This window comes from Parvibaculum sp. (assembly GCF_030651915.1).
Lineage (GTDB): Bacteria > Pseudomonadota > Alphaproteobacteria > Parvibaculales > Parvibaculaceae > Parvibaculum.
This window is the reverse complement of sequence record NZ_JAUSBV010000002.1, coordinates 142607-160462: the sequence shown is the minus strand read 5'-3', so window position 1 is coordinate 160462 and position 17856 is coordinate 142607. Positions and strand designations below refer to the sequence as shown.

At 65.8% G+C, this 17856-nt stretch carries 10 protein-coding genes; 9 read left to right on the top strand and 1 reads right to left on the bottom strand.

Annotated elements, in window-relative coordinates:
- Nucleotides 1-46: 46 nt before the first annotated feature.
- From Q7V31_RS01180 to Q7V31_RS01165, 4 genes are all read left to right on the top strand, one after another.
- Nucleotides 47-2245 (top strand): ATP-binding protein, encoded by a 2199-nt coding sequence (locus tag Q7V31_RS01180; protein WP_304731917.1) that lies wholly within the window; start codon nucleotides 47-49, stop codon nucleotides 2243-2245.
- Nucleotides 2246-2383: 138 nt separating this feature from the next.
- The gene (locus Q7V31_RS01175; protein WP_304731915.1) at nucleotides 2384-3709 is read left to right on the top strand and encodes an MFS transporter; all 1326 of its coding nucleotides are present in this window, start codon (nucleotides 2384-2386) and stop codon (nucleotides 3707-3709) included.
- Between the two features lie 8 nt (nucleotides 3710-3717).
- Nucleotides 3718-3975, top strand: a complete 258-nt coding sequence (locus tag Q7V31_RS01170; protein WP_304731913.1) for a hypothetical protein — start codon at nucleotides 3718-3720, stop codon at nucleotides 3973-3975.
- Nucleotides 3976-4178: 203 nt separating this feature from the next.
- Nucleotides 4179-5081, top strand: a complete 903-nt coding sequence (locus tag Q7V31_RS01165; protein ID WP_304731911.1) for a GNAT family N-acetyltransferase — start codon at nucleotides 4179-4181, stop codon at nucleotides 5079-5081.
- Nucleotides 5082-5189: 108 nt separating this feature from the next.
- Here the strand turns inward: Q7V31_RS01165 and Q7V31_RS01160 are convergent, their stop codons facing one another.
- Entirely contained in the window at nucleotides 5190-7454 is a 2265-nt protein-coding gene (locus Q7V31_RS01160; RefSeq protein WP_304731909.1) for an NADP-dependent malic enzyme, read from the bottom strand.
- A gap of 228 nt (nucleotides 7455-7682) precedes the next feature.
- Here Q7V31_RS01160 and mutS point away from each other — a divergent pair, with 228 nt between their 5' ends.
- The 5 genes from mutS (at nucleotide 7683) to Q7V31_RS01135 (ending at nucleotide 17854) form a co-directional block, all read left to right on the top strand.
- Nucleotides 7683-10409: a DNA mismatch repair protein MutS gene (mutS, locus tag Q7V31_RS01155; RefSeq protein WP_370690624.1), complete on the top strand. Its 2727-nt coding sequence runs from the start codon at nucleotides 7683-7685 to the stop codon at nucleotides 10407-10409.
- 151 nt (nucleotides 10410-10560) lie between these two features.
- Nucleotides 10561-13356 carry a [protein-PII] uridylyltransferase gene (locus tag Q7V31_RS01150; RefSeq protein WP_304731907.1) on the top strand — a complete coding sequence of 932 codons (2796 nt, stop codon included), beginning with the start codon at nucleotides 10561-10563 and terminating at the stop codon, nucleotides 13354-13356.
- Between the two features lie 12 nt (nucleotides 13357-13368).
- Complete coding sequence (murJ, locus tag Q7V31_RS01145) at nucleotides 13369-14925, top strand: murein biosynthesis integral membrane protein MurJ (RefSeq protein WP_304731905.1); 1557 nt, start codon at nucleotides 13369-13371, stop codon at nucleotides 14923-14925.
- Nucleotides 14926-14929: 4 nt separating this feature from the next.
- Nucleotides 14930-15814, top strand: coding sequence for a hypothetical protein (locus Q7V31_RS01140; RefSeq protein ID WP_304731904.1), 885 nt, complete (start codon nucleotides 14930-14932; stop codon nucleotides 15812-15814).
- 261 nt (nucleotides 15815-16075) lie between these two features.
- Complete coding sequence (locus Q7V31_RS01135; RefSeq protein ID WP_304731902.1) at nucleotides 16076-17854, top strand: ATP-binding protein; 1779 nt, start codon at nucleotides 16076-16078, stop codon at nucleotides 17852-17854.
- The last annotated feature ends 2 nt before the right edge of the window (nucleotides 17855-17856 follow it).

Genomic DNA, 17856 nt, shown 5'->3' with positions numbered 1-17856 from the left:
TCTTGTCGACATGCCCGGCCGCAAGGCCGGCAGCCGCGGAACCCGTATGCCCGTCCTTGCCTTCGACCAGACGCCCCTTCTGCTGCTCGGGCTGGCCGCCGTCCTGTTTCTGGGCGTTGAGGCCTGGCGCCGGGCGTCGGCGCGCGCAACCATCCATCTCGGCGAGATCGAGCTGCTGCGGGCCCGCATCGAAACCTTGCGCGACGAAAAATGGGAAATTGCCGAGCGCGAGGCGCGTTATCGCGATCTTTTGCGCGCACAGGGCGACGTCATCATCCGCCGCGACCTGCAGGCCCGCCTGACCTATGTCAACGATGTCTTCTGCGACACCTTCGGCAAGCGCCGCGCCGATGTGATCGGCCACACCTTCATTCCCGAACTGCCGGAAGGCGAGAACCCGCGCATGCTGGCAAGTTTCGCCGGTCTCGCGACGCCGCCCTATCGCGTCCGCTTCGACGAGCGCGCCTTGACGACACGCGGCCCGCGCTGGATCGCCTGGGAGGAATTCGCCATCCGCGACGACGACGGCAAACTGATTGAAATCCAGTCGGTCGGCCGCGACGTCACCGACCGCAAGCTGGCCGAGGAAAAGCTGGCCGAGGCGCTGAAGCTGGCGAAAGAAGCCAACCGCGCCAAAAGTCTCTTCCTCGCCACCATGAGCCATGAAATCCGTACACCGATGAACGGCGTCATCGGCATGGCGCAGTTGCTGCTCGACACCAAACTTGCGCCCGCGCAGCGATCCTATGCCGAGGCCGTCCGCAGCTCGGGTCAGGCGCTGCTCGCCATCATCAACGACATTCTCGATTACTCGAAAATCGAAGCCGGCAAGGTCAGGCTCGAGGAAGCACCCTTCGACCCGCGCTTTGTGCTCGAAAACGTGGCCGAGCTGCTGGCGCCGCGTGCCTTCGACAAGGGCATCGAAATCGTCACCGACATCGCCGCCGCGGTGCCGCGCCGTCTCATCGGCGACGAGCCGCGCATTCGCCAGATCCTGATCAACCTCGTCGGCAATGCGATCAAGTTCACCGTTGCGGGCGGTGTCGCGCTGCGTCTCTCCCGCACCGATACCCGTACCGGCGACCGTGCCGAGCTGCTGCTCGAAATCGAGGACACCGGCATCGGCATGGACGAAACGAACCTCGAGTGCATCTTCGATGAATTCGCACAAGCCGATCAAACCCATGCGCGGCATTATGAAGGCACTGGTCTCGGTCTCGCCATCACGCGCCGTCTGGTGCTGGCCATGGGCGGCCGCATCGAGGTCGAAAGCGCGCGCGGGCGGGGTTCGGTCTTCCGCGTCCACCTGCCGCTCCCGATCGCCGAACCGGCGCCGGGTGCCTCGGCACTTACGGCGCTGGAAGGCGTCCGCGTGCTGATCCTCAACGACCGGCCGATGCTGGCGGGCGCGCTGGCGCGGGCCGCCGGCGCCGCTGGCGCCGAAACCCATCTGGTGGCGGATGCAGATGCCCTTGCCCGTGCGCTGGCCGCCGCGCCGGCCGACGCTTTCATCTGTCCCGCCGACGGCGCGGCCGGCGAAGGCGCCGCGCTCGCCGCCGAGGCGCGCCGGCTCTTGCCCGGCATCGGCACCCTGGTGCTGCTCCGCCCGCAAGACCGCGACCGCCTCGATGCCTTGACGCAAGGCGGCGACGCGCCCTTTGACGGTTATCTGGTGCGCCCGGTCCGCGCCACCTCGCTGGTCGGCCGTCTGACCGATCTGCGCGTGCGCGGCTGGACCGGCGATATCGGCGCGCCCTATGCGCCCGACTTCGCCCCGGAGGATGAGGCGCCCGCTCCCCACCGCGCCGACGCGCCGCTTCTGTCGCTCTGCATCCTGGTCGCCGAGGACAATGAGATCAACGCGCTGCTGACACGCACGCTCCTCGAACACACCGGTCACAGCGTCCGCCTGGCGCGTAACGGCGCCGAAGCCGTCGCTGCCGTCGAGGCCGATATTGCCGGCGAAATCGACCTGGTGCTGATGGATCTTCACATGCCGGGCATGGACGGTTTCGAGGCGACGGCGCGCATTCGCAGCCTCGAAAGCACCCGGGCCAGCCTGCCCATCATCGCGCTGACGGCCAATGCGATGGCCGAGGACCGGCAGGTCTGTCTCGACGCCGCGATGGACGACTACCTCTCCAAACCCGTCGCCGCCGATGCGCTCGGCATGGCGCTGTCCGCCTGGGCGGGCCGCCGTTCGGCGCATGGAACGCCCGCTGGCGAAACCGCGAATCACGCCTAAAGCGTTTCCTGAAAAAGTGGGCACCGCTTTTTCGGTTCGGAAACGCGATAAAGCAAAGACCTGGAGCTCTTGTTTTGATTCTGTCGAAACAGGAGTTCTAAACTGGCGAGCCCGATCCAGGGCGAGGGGAGATTTCCGATGTCTGCCATGACGCCCGCCCGGGGCTGGTGGAAAGCGCTTGGCGTTTATACCGAACGCCGACTGATCATCATTCTCCTATTGGGTTTTTCCTCCGGCTTGCCGCTTGCTTTGACCGGATCGACGCTCGCGCTCTGGATGCGGGATGAGGGCGTCAATCTGTCGACTATCGGCCTCTTTGCGTTGGTGGGACTTCCTTATTCAATCAAATTTCTCTGGGCACCTTTTATAGACCACGTTCGACTCCCTGTTTTGACCACGCTGCTTGGTCGACGCCGGGCTTGGCTTGTCGTTACGCAGCTTGCGTTGGCGCTGGCGGTTTCTTGCATGGGGCTAGTAGACCCGAGGGCGGCGCCGCTTCTAATGGCAGCTGCCGCCGTTGCTGTCGCTTTCATTTCTGCAACACAGGACATTGTAATCGACGCATTTCGTATCGAGAGCCTTGCAGAAGACGAGCAAGCAGCGGCGATGGCAAACTTCGTCGCCGCTTACCGCATTGCTATGCTAGTGGCGACCGGCGGTACGGTTGGGCTCGTTGCGTGGCTTCAGGCTACTGGAGTTAATGCGGATCTGGCTTGGACTTATGGCTATGTTGCGATGGCGTCGCTCGTGGGCGTTGGCTTTGTTGCGACCCTTCTTGCTGAAGAGCCTGAAGCAAGTGCTTCCGAGACGCCGGAACCCGAAAACGTTGCTCAACGCTTTCGGCACGCTGTCATTGATCCATTCTTTGAATTTACTCGGCGGCGTCAGTGGGTGGCAATTCTCGTTTTCATAATCTTATTCAAGCTCGGCGATGCATATGCAGGACATCTTCTTGGGCCTTTTGCCATCGACTTGGGGTTTGAAAAAGGAGCATACGCAGGGATTTCTTCCTCAGTAGGTCTCGTAGCGGCTTTGGCGGGCGGTTATTTTGGCGGATGGCTCGTAAACGCCGTAGGTCAGACGCGAGGACTCTGGATCGGCGGCGTGCTTCAGATGATCTCCAATTTGGTCTTCTGCTGGCTGGCATTCATGGGGCCCGACCTCTTTGCTCTAGCTGTTGCTGTTGCTATTGAAAGCTTCACCGGAGGCATTGGGACTGTTGCATTCGTTGGCTGGATTTCCAGCCTTTGCCGCATCCGTTCATTCACAGCGACCCAGTATGCTCTGCTTTCCGCCCTTTCATCATTCGGGCGAACCTTCCTTTCAGCGAGCGGAGGTGAAGTCGCTCAGAATATCGGCTGGGTACCCTTCTTTGTTGTGAGTACGCTTCTGGCGGTACCTGGCCTAGTCCTGCTTTGGTGGTTGGGGCGATCGAACGCGATAGAGCCTCGCGAACAGACTTGACGTGATGCATGTCCGCTCCGGCCCGGACAGAACCAGAACGTCGCAGGAGCCGAATCGGGGCCCGGGCCAGGCCGCCCGACGTCTCCGCTCCTAATAGCCCCGCCATCGCCGAAGCGCTGGTCGGCGTAGCGCCGGGCCTGACACCGGCCACGGTCGGCTACGTGCCGTTCTTCATTTCGACCGCGCTGATGGGCGTGCCCGCCATTGCGTTGATCCTGCTGGTGATGGCGCATCGAAAGAAAATCGAAACAAAAACAACGGCCTAGCCCTGACATTCCAGTGCCACAAAAATCGGCGACAAGGGACGGTCGGCAGTTGCGGCTTGCCTTGTGAGCCGCGATCTATAGTGAAAGGATAATGTTGTGACGGCGGGAAGCCCGGCTGGGGTGGGGCTTGAACCGGCGGCGTGGCCGCGCCAGATGCGCGGCATCGCGGCGATGTAAATGATTTGGGTTTGGGGTCCGGACTGATGCCAACGATAAAGACGGACGAAAGCGGCCCGCCGCTTGCTTCGGTCGCCGCCCGCCCGTTCGAGGCGGCGGTGAGTTATGGCCGCCGGGGTGATCTTGAAGTGCGCCTCGCCCGTTCGCCGCGCGAGATCGACGCCGCCCAGGCCATTCGCTATCGCGTCTTCTACGAGGAAATGTCGGCGACCCCCGATGCTGAAACGCGCGCCCGCGGTCGCGACTTCGACCGCTTCGACGAGATTTGCGATCACCTGCTGGTGCTCGATCACGCGCTGGCCCCCGGCGAGACGGACGAACCCGAAGACCCCCAGAGCCTGAAGAAGGTCGTCGGCTGCTACCGTCTGTTGCGCCAGGAAGTTGCCGAGCGCCATGGCGGCTTCTACACCGCCAGCGAATACGACATCGCGCCGCTGCTGGCGCGCCATGCCGATCTCAATTTCCTCGAGCTCGGCCGCTCCTGCGTGCTGAAGCCCTACCGCACCAGGCCGACCGTCGAACTGCTCTGGCACGGCATCATGCACTATGTGACCGCCCACAATCTCGATGTGATGTTTGGTTGTGCGAGCTTCGAGGGCACCGACCCGGCGGCGCTCGCCGTGCCGCTTTCCTATCTGCATCATTTCCACGCCGCGCCGGATGACTGGCGTGTGCGCGCGCTGCCCGAATGCTATGAGGAAATGAACCGCATCGCCAGGGAAGATGTCGACCCGCGCGAGGCGCTGCGCGCATTGCCGCCGATGATCAAGGGCTATCTGCGGGCCGGCTGCTATATCGGCGAGGGCGCCGTGGTCGACAAGCAGTTCGGCACGACGGACGTGCTGATCCTCTTTCCCGTCGCCCAGATTTCCGACCGCTATCTGACAAAGTTCGGCGCCAAATACGGCACCCCGCGCGGCGGAGCCTGACGCGACCTAGAGCGCTTCTCGGAAAAGTGGAACCCGGTTTTCCGAAAAGAAGCGCGACCAAACAACAACTTGGAGTCTTTCAGTGTTTCGTGGAAACACTGAAAGACTCTAGCGGTCGAGATTGTAGGCCGCCAGCGCTGCCATGTTGACGAGATCGGAGACGTTCGCCGTCATCGGCACGATCTGCACCGGCCTTTCGAGCCCGACCAGCAGCGGTCCGATCAGCGTCGAGCCGCCCAGCACCTTGAGCAGCTTGGTCGAGATCGAGGCGGCATGGATCGCCGGCATGATCAGCACATTGGCCGTGTCGCTCAGGCGGCAGAACGGATAAAGCGCCATCGTCTCGCGGTTGAGCGCCACATCGGCGGCCATCTCGCCGTCATATTCGAAATCGACGTTCCGCGCGTCGAGAATGCGCACCGCGTCGCGCACGGTCGCCGGCCGCTCATGCGTATGCGTGCCGAAGCTCGAATTGGCAAGCAGTGCCACGCGCGGCTCGTAGCCGAGACGCCGCGCCACTTCGGCGGCCTGCGTCGCGATATCGGCCAGTTCCTGCGCGGTGGGCATTTCATAGACATTGGTGTCGGCGACCAGCACCGTGCGCCCGCCCGCCACCACCAGTGTCACGCCGATCGGCTTGCGCCCGTCCACCGCGTCGATGACGCGCCTGACATCTTCGAGCGCCACCGAATAGGTGCGCGTGACGCCGGTCACCATGGCGTCGGCATCGCCGCGTTCCAGCATCAGCGCCGAAAAGATGTTGCGGTCGTTGCTGGTCAGCCGGTGGCAGTCGCGATAGAGAAAGCCTTGCCGCTGCAGCTTGCTGTAGAGAAAGTCGGCATATTCGTCGACCTTCTCGGAGGTGCGCGCATTGCGGATATCGAGATCGGTCTTCGGGTCGAGCCCCATCTGGCCGAGGGTGGCGCGGATCTGTTCCTCGCGGCCGACCAGGATCGGCTGGCCGAGCCCGCCATCGCGGAAGGCGAGCGCGGCGCGGATCACGCGCTCTTCCTCGCCCTCGGCAAAGACGACGCGCTTCGGATCGCGCCTGACCTTGTCCATGATGACCTGCAGCGTGCCGGCCGTCGGGCTGAGCCGCGCCGAAAGCGTGTTCCGGTAGGCTTCCATATCGACGATCGGCAGCCGCGCGACGCCCGAATCCATGGCGGCCTTGGCCACCGCCGGCGGAATTTCGCGGATCAGCCGCGGATCGAACGGCACCGGGATGATGTATTGCGGGCCGAAGCGCGGACGCTCGCCCTGATAGGCGGCCGCCACTTCGTCGGGCACGTCCTCGCGCGCGAGCTTGGCCAGCGCCTGCGCGCAGGCAATCTTCATGTCCTCGTTGATCGCGCTGGCGCGCACATCGAGCGCGCCGCGGAAGATGTAGGGAAAACCGAGAACGTTGTTGACCTGATTCGGATAGTCCGACCGGCCGGTGGCGATGATCGCATCGTCGCGCACCTGCAACACTTCTTCCGGCGTGATCTCGGGATCGGGATTGGCCATCGCGAAGATGATCGGCTTTGCGGCCATCGAGGCGACCATCTTCTGGTTGATCGCACCCTTCGCCGACAGGCCCAGAAACACGTCGCAGCCGAGCATGGCTTCCTCGAGCGACCGCGCATCCGTCACCGCCGCATGCGCCGACTTCCACTGGTTCATGCCCTCGACGCGGCCCTTGTAGATGACGCCCTTGGTATCGCAGAGAATGGCATTGTCGTGCGGCAGCCCCATCGCCTTGATCAGTTCGAGGCAGGCGATGCCGGCCGAGCCCGCGCCGTTGACGACGAGTTTGATGTCCTTGATGTCGCGCCCGGTCAGATAGAGCGCGTTGATGAGCGCGGCCGCGGTGATGATCGCGGTGCCGTGCTGGTCGTCATGGAACACCGGAATGTCCATCATCTCGCGCAAGCGGCTTTCGATGATGAAGCAGTCGGGCGCGCAAATGTCTTCGAGGTTGATGCCGCCGAAAGAGGGGCCGAGATAGCGCACGGCGTTCACGAACGCATCGACATCCTTGGTGTCGACTTCGAGATCGATCGAATCGACATCGGCAAAGCGTTTGAAGAGAACGGCCTTGCCCTCCATCACCGGCTTGGAGGCCAGCGCGCCGAGATCGCCGAGGCCGAGGATCGCCGTGCCGTTCGAGATCACGGCGACGAAATTGCCCTTCGAGGTATAGTCATAGGCCGCGTCCGGATTTTCGGCGATGGCGCGCACCGGCGCGGCGACGCCGGGGCTGTAAGCCAGCGACAGGTCGCGCTGCGTCGCCATCGGCTTGGTGGCGTTGATTTCGAGCTTCCCGGGCTTGCCCTGGGAATGGAAGAGGAGCGCGTCCTCGTCGGTTAGCTGGCGCCGCTTTTTGCTCATGCGATCGAACATCCGGATTTTCGGCTGGAGGCGCGCCATCCCGGAACATCGCCGGAAGCCCGCCCCTCCGGGGCCTGCCCCGGAAGCCGCTTTGTAGGCTGGCGATCCGTCAATAACAAGCCGCCGCCGTTGATTCTGCCCGATTTTCAGGGCGTCGGGCCCCTCTTTCCGGCAGCGGCGGTTCTGCTAGTCTGCCCCTCCATGTCAGAGCCCGCCGCCCATCCCGTCATGCCGGAAAACCCGCCTTCCGCTGCGGTCCCGCCCGACGCCACGCCCCCCTCGCCGGAGGCGACGCCCCCCTCGCCGGAGGCGACACCGATGATGGCGCAATATCTGGAGATCAAGGCCGCCCATCCGGGCGCGCTGCTCTTCTACCGGATGGGCGATTTCTACGAGCTCTTCTTCGACGATGCGGTCGCCGCCGCCGCCGCCCTCGATATCGCCCTGACCAAGCGTGGGCGTCATCGGGGCGAGGACATTCCGATGTGCGGCGTGCCGGTTCACAGCCACGAGGCCTATCTCGAACGGCTGATCCGCAAGGGCTTCAAGGTCGCGGTCTGCGAGCAGGTCGAGGACCCGGCCGAGGCGAAGAAGCGCGGCGCCAAATCGGTGGTCGCCCGCGCCGTCACCAGGCTGGTGACGCCCGGCACCCTCACCGAGGACACGCTGCTCGACGCCCGCACACATAATTATCTGGCGGCGCTTGCCCGCACCGGCGCCGAAACGGCGCTGGGCCTTGCCTGGGTCGATGTCTCGACCGGCCGCTTCGAGGCGATGGCGCTCGAGCCGGCCGCGCTTGCCGCCGAGCTGGCGCGGCTTTCGCCGGGCGAATTGCTGGTCGCCGAGGGCATGGAGCGCGAGCCGGCCGTCGCACAGTCGGGCGCCGCCCTGACACTGCTGCCGCCCGCCCGCTTCGACAGCGCCGCGGCCGAGCGCCGCCTGAAGGCCCATCTCGGCGTCGCCGCGCTCGATGCTTTCGGCGCCTTCGCTCGCGCCGAACTCGGCGCCATGGGCGCGTTGCTCGGTTACGTCGAACTGACCCAGGTCGGCCGCATGCCGGCATTGATGCCGCCGCGACGCGTCGCCATCGCCGATGCGATGTCGATCGACGCGGCAACCCGCGCCAATCTCGAACTGGTGAAAACCCTGCAGGGCGAAAATGCGGGCGCGCTGCTTTCGGTGATCGACCGCACGGTCACCGGTGCGGGCGCGCGCGAACTGGCGGCGCGCCTCGCCGCCCCCTTGACCGATCCCGCCGCCATCGCCGCCCGTCTCGATGCGGTCGAATGGTTTGTCGACAGCCGCGACCTCCGCCGCGATGCGCGCGCCGGTCTGAAATCGGCGCCCGACATGGCGCGTGCCCTGTCGCGCCTGTCGCTGGCGCGCGGCGGCCCGCGCGATCTGGCGGTGATCGCCGGCGGTCTTGCCGCCGCCCATGCGCTCGCATCCGCCCTCGACGCCGCCCCGCCGGCACTGCTGCCGCCGCCCGCCGACATCGCGGCGGCGGCCGATGCCCTGCGCGGCACCGCCGCAAATCTGCGGGCGCGCCTCGAAGCGGCGCTCGCCGAAGAACTGCCGCTGATGGCCCGCGATGGTGGTTTCATTGCCAGGGGTCACGACGCGGCGCTCGATGAAACGCGGGCGCTCCGCGACGATGCGCGGCGGTTGATTGCCGGTCTGCAGGCGAAATATGCCGGCGAAACCGGCATCGCCGCCTTGAAGATCCGCCACAACAATGTCCTCGGCTATTACATCGAAGTGTCGCCGCGCCACGGCGAAAAACTTCTCGCGCCGCCGCTGTCGGAGACTTACATCCACCGCCAGACGATGGCCAACGCGATGCGCTTCACGACGCCGGAGCTGGCGGGCCTTGCCACCCGCATCGCCGAAGCAGCGGGCCGCGCACTCGAAATCGAGTTGCGTCTTTTCGACGAGCTTGCTGCCGCCGTGATGGCCGAAGCACCGGCGCTTTCGCGCGCCGCCGCCGCGCTCGCCGCGCTCGATGTCGCCGCGGCATTGGCCGAACTCGCCGTCGAACGCCGCTACACGCGCCCTCGCGTCGATGCGAGCCTCGCCTTTGCCATCACCGCCGGCCGTCATCCGGTCGTCGAAGCCGCACTGGCGCGCAGCGGCGAACAATTCGTCCCGAACGATTGCGATCTCTCGGCGGGAGAGAAGGACAACAAACACATTTGGTTGCTTACCGGCCCCAACATGGCCGGCAAGTCGACCTTCCTGCGCCAGAACGCGCTGATCGCCATTCTGGCGCAGATGGGAAGTTTCGTGCCCGCCGATGATGCGCATATCGGTGTCGTCGACCGCTTGTTCAGCCGCGTCGGCGCCGCCGACGATCTGGCCCGCGGCCGCTCGACCTTCATGGTCGAAATGGTCGAGACGGCGGCGATCCTCAATCAGGCGGGCCCGCGCGCGCTGGTGATCCTCGATGAGATCGGCCGCGGCACCGCGACCTATGACGGCTTGTCGATCGCTTGGGCCGCGGTCGAACATCTGCACGAGGTCAACCGCTCGCGCGCCCTCTTCGCGACGCACTACCATGAACTGACGGCGCTGACCGAAAAGCTGCCGCATCTGGCCAATGCCACCATGCGCGTGCGCGAATGGCAGGGCGATGTCGTCTTCCTGCACGAAGTCGGCCCCGGCGCGGCGGACCGCTCCTACGGCATCCAGGTGGCAAAACTCGCCGGCCTCCCCGCCCCCGTCATCGCCCGCGCGCAAGCGGTGCTGGCCGCGCTCGAGAAAAGCGGCGAGGGCGCCCGCACGGCCAGGCTGATCGACGACCTGCCGCTCTTTTCGGCGACCGCCAGACCCGGTGCCATGGTGAAGACAAGCGCCGTCGAGGAAGCCCTGAAGGCGGTCGATCCCGATGCCCTGTCGCCGAAACAGGCATTGGAGTTGATCTACCGGCTGAAGGGTCTCGCCGGCGACGGCGAATAAATCACCGTCCGAAAGCCCGGCAAACAGGATCCGGCGCAGGGGCGCGCCGCGCCGCGCCGCGAAAATGCCCTGAAGTGCCGCGGCTGATGTGATAAAGCTGGCGCGCACCCGCGCCCCAAATGGCCGCGCCGCCGAACGAGGAGCCGCCCCCATGGGCCGCACAATGCCGAGCCTGCTGGAAATCGCCGATCCGGCGCGCATCCGTACCGATCTCGATGCCGCCGCCGCCCGCTTCGGCAGCGACGAGACGGAACTGAAACGCGCCGTCGTCGACATCCTGAAGGCGGTGCTGGCTTCGGGCCGCGCCCGCGCGCGCGAGCGTCTGGAGCAGGGCGCGCATCGGGGCCGCGTTTGCGCCGAAAGTCTCTGCTACATGCAGGACAAGGTGATCGAGGAGCTCTATCGCTTCGCCACCACCCATGTCTTCGCCGCCGCCAATCCCAGCAAGGCCGAACGCATCGCCATTGCCGCCGTCGGCGGTTATGGCCGCGGCACGCTGGCGCCGGGCTCCGACATCGACCTCCTCTTCCTGCTGCCCTACAAGCAGACCCCCTGGGGCGAGAGCGTCGTCGAATACATGCTCTATGTGCTCTGGGATCTGGGGCTGAAGGTCGGCCATGCGACGCGCTCGATCGCCGATTGCATCCGCCTGGCGCGCGCCGACTTCACCATCCGCACCGCGCTTCTCGAAGCCCGCTTCATCTATGGCGACCGCGAACTCTACGACGATCTCGAAAAGCGTTTCGATGCCGAGGTGGTCAAGGGCACGGCCAACGAGTTTGTCGAGGCCAAGCTCAGCGAGCGCGACCAGCGCCACACGCGGTCGGGCGAAAGCCGCTATCTGGTCGAGCCCAATGTCAAGGAAGGCAAGGGCGGCTTGCGCGATCTCAACACGCTGTTCTGGATCGCCAAATATGTCTACCGCGTCAAGCAGCCCTCCGATCTCGTCAAGGAAGGCGTCTTCACCAAAGAGGAATACCAGACCTTCCGCAAGGCCGAGAATTTCCTCTGGGCGGTGCGCTGCGAGCTGCATTTCCTGACCGGCCGCGCCGAGGAGCGCATCACTTTCGACCTGCAGTCCGAAATGGCCAAACGTCTGGGCTATCACGGCCATCGCGGCTTGAAGGCGGTCGAGCGCTTCATGAAGCATTATTTCCTGGTCGCCAAGGATGTCGGCGACCTGACGCGCATCTTCTGCGCCGTGCTCGAGGAAGAGGAAAAGAAGAAGAAGCCCTCGATCGGCCGCTTCATGCAGGCCATGCGCCGCAAGAAAATCATTCGCGGTTTCAATGTCGACAGCGGCCGCCTGGCGGTGACGAAGGAAAACTTCTTCGACAAGGACCCGGTCAACATCATCCGTCTCTTCCATGTCGCCGACCAGCACGGTCTCGACATTCATCCCGACGCCCTGAAGCTGTTGACGCGCTCGCTGAAACTGGTCGATGCGACCTTGCGCAAAAACGAGGAGGCCAACCGCCTCTTCCTCGAAATTCTCGCCTCGCGAAAGACGCCCGAAACGACTCTGCGCTGGATGAACGAGGCCGGCGTGCTCGGCCGCTTCGTCCCCGATTTCGGCCGCATCGTCGCGCTGATGCAGTTCAACATGTATCACCACTACACGGCCGACGAACATCTGTTGCGCGCCATCGGCATCCTCTCGGAAGTCGAGCGCGGGGTGGCGGTCGAGGAATATCCCAAGGCCCATGAGCTGATGGGCAAGATCAAGAGCCGCAACGTCGTCTACATGGCGGTCTTCCTCCACGACATCGCCAAGGGTCGCGACGAGGATCATTCCGATGCCGGCGCCTCGATCGCGCGCCGCCTCTGCCCGCGTCTCGGCATGAGCGCCGGCGAAACGGAATCGGTCGCCTGGCTGGTGAAAAACCATCTGGTGATGTCGGACGTCGCCCAGCGCCGCGACATCGCCGATCCGCGCACCGTGCGCGACTTCGCCGGTCTGGTGCAGAGCCCCGAACGGCTGAAAATGCTCTTTGTGCTGACGGTCGTCGACATCAAGGCGGTCGGGCCCGGCGTCTGGAACGGCTGGAAGGCGCAATTGCTGCGCCAGCTCTATTTCGAAACCGAAGCCGTGCTGCAGGGCGGCGACAGCGCGCTGAACCGTCAGCAGCGCGTTGCCGACGCCAAGGAGGCGCTCGGCCAGCGTCTCCCCGACTGGTCGAAAGCGGCCCGCGAGCGCTATTTCACCCGCCACACGGCCGGCTACTGGCTCTCGCTCGATGTCGAAACGCTGGAACGCCATGCCCGTCTGATCGAAGGCGCCAAGGAGGCCCCGCTCACCGTCGCGGCCGAGCCCGAGCCCGACCGCGACGTCACCCAGCTCACTTTCTACACCCAGGACCATCCGGGTCTCTTCGCGCGTTTCGCCGGCGCCTGCGCCGTGCTCGGCATGAACATCGTCGATGCGAAAATCTTCACCACCCGCGACGGCATGGCCCTCGACATGCTCTGGGTCCAGGACGCCGCCGGCGGCGCCATCGCCGAGCCGCGCCGCCTGCAGCGCCTCGAGGAAACGATCCGCAAGGTGCTGTCGGGCGAAATCCTGCCCCCCGATGCGATCGAACAGCGCGCGCGCCGCGAACGCCGCACCGAAGCCTTTTCGGTCGCGCCCCAGGTCTTCATCGACAACGACGCCTCCGATGCCTACACCGTCATCGAGGTCAACGGTCTCGACCGGCCGGGCCTTGTCCACGCCCTGACCCGCGCTCTCTTTCATCTCGGCCTCACCATCGGCTCGGCCCATATCGCCACCTATGGCGAGCGCGCGGTCGACGTCTTCTATGTGAAGGATGTGATCGGCCACAAGGTGACCAACGCCAACAAGAAGAAGGCGGTCGAGCGTCATCTGCTCGAAGCGCTGGCCGACCCCGTCCGGAAGTCCCGCCCCGCCAAGCGCGCCAAACGCGACGAAATGGCCGCGGCGGAATAGGTCGCGCCGTCCATGAACCCCAAGCCCGCCAATATCGCCCGCTCGGCCGCCACCATCGGCGCCACCACCATGGTCAGCCGCCTGCTCGGTTTCCTGCGCGACGTGATGATGGCATCGGCGCTGGGCACCGGCCCGATCGCGGATGCCTTCTTCGTCGCCTTCCGCTTCCCCAACATGTTCCGTTCGATCTTCGCCGAAGGCGCCTTCAACGCGGCCTTCGTGCCGCTTTTTTCAAAGCGCCTCGAAGGCGAGGGCAGGGCGGCCGCGCGCCGTTTCGCCGAGGACGCGATGTCGGTGCTGCTGGTCGCCCTGCTGATCCTGACCATCGCCGCCGAACTCGCCATGCCCTGGATCATGCTGGCTTTCGCGCCGGGCTTTGCCGAGGACCCGGCAAAGTTCGATCTCGCGGTCCAGCTCACCCGCATCGCCTTTCCCTATCTGCTCTTCATCTCGCTGACGGCGCTGCAGGCGGCGATCCTGAATTCGCTCGGCCGCTTCTTTCCGGGCGCCGCCGCCCCGGTCATGCTCAACGTCACCTTGATCGGCGCGATCCTTTTCCTGATCCCGCTGACCGACAATCCGGGCGTCGCGCTTTCCTGGGGCGTTGCGGCGGCGGGCGTGGTGCAATTCGCCTGGCTCGCCATCTCGCTCTGGCGCGCCGGCTTCGTCTTGCGTCTGCGTGTGCCGAAACTGACGCCCGATGTGCGTCGTCTTTTCCGTCTCGGCGTACCGGGCGTCATCGCCGGCGGCATCACCCAGGTCAATCTCACCATCGGCACCATCATCGCCTCCTTGCAGGCCGGCGCCGTCTCCTGGCTCTATTATGCCGACCGCATCTATCAATTGCCGCTCGCCGTCATCGGCATCGCCATCGGAATCGTGCTGCTGCCCGATCTCTCGCGCCGCTTGCGCGCCGGCGACGGCGCGGGCGCCGCCAATGCGCAGAACCGCGCCATCGAATTCGGCATGCTGCTGACCGTGCCGGCCGCCGTCGGCATTGGAATGCTGGCTTTCGACATCATCGGCGTGCTCTTCGAACGCGGCGCCTTCACCGCTGCCGACACGCAGGCGACAGCATTGGCCTTGATCGTCTATGCGGCCGGCCTGCCGGCCTTCGTGCTGATCAAGATTTTCCAGCCGGCCTATTTCGCCCGCGAGGACACGCAAACGCCGCTGCGTTTCGCCGCCGTCTCGATCATCGTCAACATCGCGGCGAGCATCGTCCTCTTCCAGTTCATCGGCTATGTCGGCATCGCCGTCGGCACGGTGCTTTCGGCCTGGACCAATGTCGGCCAGCTCTCGTTCCGGCTGTGGCGGCGCGGCGAGTTTGCCGCCGACGCCGCGCTCGCCCGCGCCCTGCCGCTGATCGTCATGGCCGCGGCCGGCATGGGCGCCGCCCTCTGGTTCGGCCGCGACGCGCTCGAAGCCCCGCTCGCCGCCGCGCTGCCCGTCGCGCTGGCAACCCTCCTTGGGCTGATCATGGGCGGCATCCTCGTCTATTTCTTCCTCTGTCAGATCACCGGCGCCGCGCGGCTCTCCGATCTCCGCCGGGCCTTCCGCCGGGGTTGAGCCGATGGCGCTCTCGGTCGACCGGATTGCCGCTCACCCCGCCTTGCTCGGCCTCGTTCAGCGGCAATCCCGGGCGCTCTTCGCGGTCTACGAAGCCGATCCGCGTGCGGCCGCCGTTTTCGGCAACCAGCGCTACCTGATGGCGCATGCCGCCTTCGCCCTCCATTTCCGGCGCGACCCGGCCGACCCGCGCAGCGGCCTGACAGCGGCGCGCTTCTTCGATGAAATTGCGAAACACGAGATCGCCAGCCGCAACACCGGTCATGCCTTCATCCATGAAATGCTGAAATACCGCATCGTGCAGTACATGCCGGGCGCCGGCGACGGGCGCACCCGCCCGATCGAGCCGGCGCCATCCGCGCTCGACGCCTTGACCACCTGGGTGGCGACGCAATTGACGACGCTCGATGCGCTCGATGGCGGCCGCCGGCTGCAAACCTTTCGTGGCCTCCCCGCCGCGCTCGAGGCGATCCAGCCGCGGATCGCCGACGGCCTTTTTGCCTCCGGCCCGACGCGCGCACCGGAGCGGACATATCCGCAATTCATCTGGGTCAACAGTCGCGGCTTCGTCATGGACTGGCTGACGGCCGGCATCGGCGACGTCGCGCCCGATGCGGTGCGGATCCCGGCCGGCAACGTCTCGGTCGCCGAAATGGCGAGAGCGCTGAAACTGTCGCAGACGCATCTGACCCGCCGGCTGCGCGATGCGGAAACGGCGGGCGGTCTCGGCTGGGAGGGAAAGCGCGGCCGCTCGGCGATGTGGGTGTCGCGCGCTTTCCTCCATGAATATCTGCAGGTGCAGGCGGTCAAGTTCGCGCTGGTCGACACCGCCTTCGATCTCTCACTCGGGTTTCGACAGCCGCGCCCGCCGGAAAACACGTCCCGGTAAAAATCGGTTCTGGGCCGACGTCGCGATTGGACCCCCCGTCCATGTCGCCCGGTCGATTTGTGTCCGGACGATTGGCGAACGGACATTCGCCATGCACGGAAAATCCGGGCGAGCGACGTTGACGGGAAGGCGGGCTCGCCGCCGCGCGGCTTTCCGGTCTCCGCCACGCGCTCGGGTACCAGCGGTCCCGCCTTGACAACGCGCCGCCGCCGCGCCGTGATGGGTGCCGGGTGTGCGGGCGGGAACCGAGGGGAGTGTGTGATGGCACCTGAGCGGGCGCGGGGTTATTTCCGCGCCGAACGCTGGCAGCTCGACTATCTTTTCGACCTCGGCTTTCAGGCGTGGCTGGTCCATGTCGGCGTCGTCGCGGCGACGGCGGGCGTTCTCGTCAATGCGCATCCCGAAGACCGCTGGCCGTTGCTCTGGTGCGCCGCGATGGTTCTGCTGTCGCTCTCGCTTTCGCTGCTGGCCCGTTTCTATGTGCGCCGCCCGCCGGCTGGCGACGAAGCCGCGCGGCGTTTCGGTGTTGCACACACGAGCCTCACTTTTCTGGTCGGCATCGCCTGGGGTCTGGGTGCTTTCGGCGCGGCGACGGGCGAATTCGAAAACCTGCTGATCTATTCGCTGGCGCTGGGTGGCACGGCGCTCGGCGCCGTCTCCTCGCAGCATGTGCTGCCGCGCTCCTGCTTCGTCAGCCTCTGGACCTCGGTGCCGCTGCTCGGCCTTGCCCATCTCTTTCACGAACCGGCGTTTCTCGGCGCCGTGGTCATGGGCATGGTGCTTCTCTACGCCGCCATTCTCTCGATCCTTGCCGTCCACATGCTGCGCTTCATGCGCGCCAACGTTGCGCTCGCTCGTTCGCTCGATGCGCGTCTGGCCGAGTTGACGCAAATGGCGGCCGAGCTCGAACAGGCGCGCGCCGAAGCCGTCGAGGCCAATCTCTCCAAGTCGCGCTTTCTGGCCCATGCAAGCCACGATCTGCGTCAGCCGATCCACGCCATCGGCCTCTTCGCCGCCTGTCTACGCGATCTCGATCTCGGCGCCGAGGCGGCGAAGCTCGTCGGCAGCGTCGACAATGCGGCGCGCTCGGTCAGCCGCCTGCTCGGCTCGCTGCTCGACATTTCGCGTCTCGATGTCGGCGGCATCGTTCCCCAGCCCGAGCCCCTCGCGCTCGGCGAATTGCTGCAGGGCATCGCCCGTCAGAACGCCGACATCGCCGAGGCGAACGGCTGCACCCTTCGCATCGTCCCGACAACGCTCTGGGTCGAGGCCGATCCCGCCCTGCTCTCGGCCATGGTGCAGAACCTTCTGTCCAACGCGCTGAAATATGCGCCGCAGGCCCGCATACTCATCGGCGCCCGCCGCGCCGGCGGCAGCGTCGCGATCGAGGTCGTCGACACCGGTCCCGGCATTGCGGAGAAGGATTTCAGGCGCATCTTCGACGAGTTCTTTCGCGCCGACCGCCCGGCCGTTCGCGCCACCGAGGGCCTCGGCCTCGGCCTTGCCATCGTCCGTCGCCTTGCCGAGCTGACGGGCCTCGATGTCGCCGCCGCCTCCGTTCCCGGCCGCGGCACACGATTGCGCATTTCGGGATTGCGCCCGGTCGCGCCGGTCGCCGAAGCCGTCTCCCGCGCCCGCCGCCAGCATCCGCTGACCGGCCTTCGCGTCTGCCTGATCGACGACGACGCCGAAGTGCTGTCGGCAAGCGCCATACTGCTGCGCCGCTGGGGTTGCGAGGTCGCGGCCTTTCGGGCACTGCCCGCAGGCACGGTCGGCTGCGACGCGATCGTCAGCGATTTCGATCTCGGCGGTGAAACGGACGGTCTCGACGCCATCGCGGCAATCCGCGCCGCCGAGGGCTGGGATGTACCGGCGGCAATCGTCTCGGGTCGCTCCGAGCCTGAAACGCTGGCCCGCCTCGCCCGCGCCGGCATCCCCTTTTTGCGCAAGCCGGTTCATCCGGCCGAATTGCGCGCCCTGCTGACGGGCTTTGCTCTCGACGCCGCTCTGGATATCGCCGGCGAAGCCATGCGCGTCTGAGC

Bases quoted from the DNA above. Each gene is read 5' to 3' on its own strand.
- Q7V31_RS01135 (WP_304731902.1), top strand. From the start codon at position 16,076: ATGGCACCTGAGCGGGCGCGGGGTTATTTCCGCGCCGAACGCTGGCAG.
- Q7V31_RS01165 (WP_304731911.1), top strand. From the start codon at position 4,179: ATGCCAACGATAAAGACGGACGAAAGCGGCCCGCCGCTTGCTTCGGTC.
- Q7V31_RS01160 (WP_304731909.1), bottom strand. From the start codon at position 7,454: ATGAGCAAAAAGCGGCGCCAGCTAACCGACGAGGACGCGCTCCTCTTC.
- Q7V31_RS01170 (WP_304731913.1), top strand. From the start codon at position 3,718: ATGTCCGCTCCGGCCCGGACAGAACCAGAACGTCGCAGGAGCCGAATC.
- murJ (WP_304731905.1), top strand. From the start codon at position 13,369: ATGAACCCCAAGCCCGCCAATATCGCCCGCTCGGCCGCCACCATCGGC.
- Q7V31_RS01175 (WP_304731915.1), top strand. From the start codon at position 2,384: ATGTCTGCCATGACGCCCGCCCGGGGCTGGTGGAAAGCGCTTGGCGTT.
- mutS (WP_370690624.1), top strand. From the start codon at position 7,683: ATGCCGGAAAACCCGCCTTCCGCTGCGGTCCCGCCCGACGCCACGCCC.
- Q7V31_RS01140 (WP_304731904.1), top strand. From the start codon at position 14,930: ATGGCGCTCTCGGTCGACCGGATTGCCGCTCACCCCGCCTTGCTCGGC.
- Q7V31_RS01180 (WP_304731917.1), top strand. From the start codon at position 47: ATGCCCGTCCTTGCCTTCGACCAGACGCCCCTTCTGCTGCTCGGGCTG.
- Q7V31_RS01150 (WP_304731907.1), top strand. From the start codon at position 10,561: ATGGGCCGCACAATGCCGAGCCTGCTGGAAATCGCCGATCCGGCGCGC.